Origin of the sequence: Legionella drancourtii LLAP12 (assembly GCF_000162755.2) — a bacterium.
GTDB lineage: Bacteria > Pseudomonadota > Gammaproteobacteria > Legionellales > Legionellaceae > Legionella > Legionella drancourtii.
In genome coordinates this window covers 14,827-16,809 of sequence record NZ_JH413825.1, presented here as the reverse complement: position 1 = coordinate 16,809, position 1,983 = coordinate 14,827, and the positions used below count along the sequence as shown (strand labels likewise).

The window sequence follows — 1,983 nt, the reverse complement described above, 5'->3', positions numbered from 1 at the left end:
CCTGTAATTAAAAGCATGACAAAAGAATTATACATACTAATTTGGTTTCCCTTATTAGCTCTTTTTGTCTAATTTAAGTATAGAATATAAATATTAAATAGCCATAAAAATATTATCCATTAATATTAATTTTAAATAAAAACAGCCGGGGACTTAGATAAATTCCATTGCAAATGCGTTAAAAATAAACAGAATATCTTGTCTATAACCAAGAAAAATACTATTGTTTCATCAAACAAAGTCCAATTATTATTAGCAGAAAAAAGGAATAGGCCTCTTTCTTTTTGCAATACACAACCAAGATTAAATCCATGTTTCTCTTGATGAGCAATCGTATTTTCTAGGCAGGTCATTACTTCAGTTCAAGTTTACCAGTAAAGGTCGATTTTTTTTTCTAGAAATAATTTTTGACATGCATTTACTACCTCGGGGTCGAACAGAACGCCACTAAATTTTTGAATTTGGTCTAAGGCTGCGTTTATCCCTAGCGCAGGTCGATATGGTCGATGAGATGACATTGAATCTACCGTATCCGCAACAGCTATTATTTTTGCCTCAAGTGTAATCTGGTCACCTTTAAGTCCACGTGGATATCCGCTTCCATCTAATCGCTCATGATGTTGCCAAACAATTTCTGCGATGGGCCAGGGGAAATGGATGCCTTTTAAAATATCATACCCAGCTTTACAATGAGTTTTAATCAATTCAAACTCAAGTTCACTCAATTTAGTAGGTTTTGTAAGTATCTCGAAGGGGATGCCAATTTTTCCTATGTCATGAACTTGAGCAGCAAGTTCTATACATTGAATCTGCTCAGAAGACAAATTCAACTCTTGTGCGATAGCTTTTGCTAAATAGGCGACTTTATTCTGATGGCCAGCTGTATATGCATCCCTGAGCTCAAGTGCCGTTGATATTGCAGCAACGAGCTCCTTAAACCCCCGCTGAAGATTCAATGCATAATCACTGTGCTCTTGCATAAGGTGCATCTGCTCTGTAATGTCTTCAGCCACTCCCGCACTACGATATAATTGATTAGACTTATTATAAATAGGAAACATTCGGACATGAATCCAGCGCACCGAACCATCTTTGAGACGGATGCGATAACGAGTATCAACAACTCCAGTTTTCATCTGCTGTTGATATAGGGGCATAATACGTTCACGATCATCTGGATGAATAGATGTCATCCAAGAAGCTGGATCTGCTAGAAGACTGGCAAGGGGTTGGTTCCAGATTTTTTCATAAGCTGGACTTATATACAAAAAATTACCTGTGCTTAAGTCAATAAGAAAAAAAACATCTCGAATTTGCTCTGCAATTTGACGAAATCGTTCTTCATTATTATCTAATTGCTCTGATATGTCTTTTTGTAGCCTTTCTTCACGAACAATACCTTGTATACATCCATTATCCATAATTTTAAGATTAATTTGAGCGTAAAATGAACTCCCATCTCTTCGTTTTACCGAACGTTCCACAATAGTCGTTTCTTGCATATGCAATTTTTTGATACGTTCCGCCAAAAGATCTAATTCTGATTCAAGATATGTATCTCGAATATTCATTTGCAGCAGCTCATCACGACTGTATCCTAATGTTTGGCAAAAATGATTATTTACCAATATGAAATTGCCTTCAGAATTGAACAGATACATACCATCAGGAGCATGTTCAAAAATAGAACGATAGCTCTCAGGGGGTTCTCTTTTACTCATATATATAATTCCTACAATCACCAGATTAATAAAGAATTTATATTAAGTATCGGAGAGTTTTTTGATAAAAACTAGGGGCTGTTGATATTTCGCTAGATTGAGAAAAAAATTGGTTTATTTTTAAATATAAAAGCGGGGCATACATCAAGGCCGAAAGATGAGATAGTCTGTTCTTACAAATAAAAAAGGGTTGAATGGATCTTCGCCTACGCCGAGACGAAAAATAAACCACTAGGGGCTGTTGACATTTCGCTAGATTGAG

At 35.9% G+C, this 1,983-nt stretch carries 1 protein-coding gene; it reads right to left on the bottom strand.

The window, feature by feature from the left end; translation table 11 throughout:
* Positions 1-368: 368 nt before the first annotated feature.
* Complete coding sequence (locus LDG_RS18505; RefSeq protein ID WP_006871164.1) at positions 369-1,721, bottom strand: PAS domain S-box protein; 1,353 nt, start codon at positions 1,719-1,721, stop codon at positions 369-371.
* Positions 1,722-1,983: the final 262 nt, after the last annotated feature.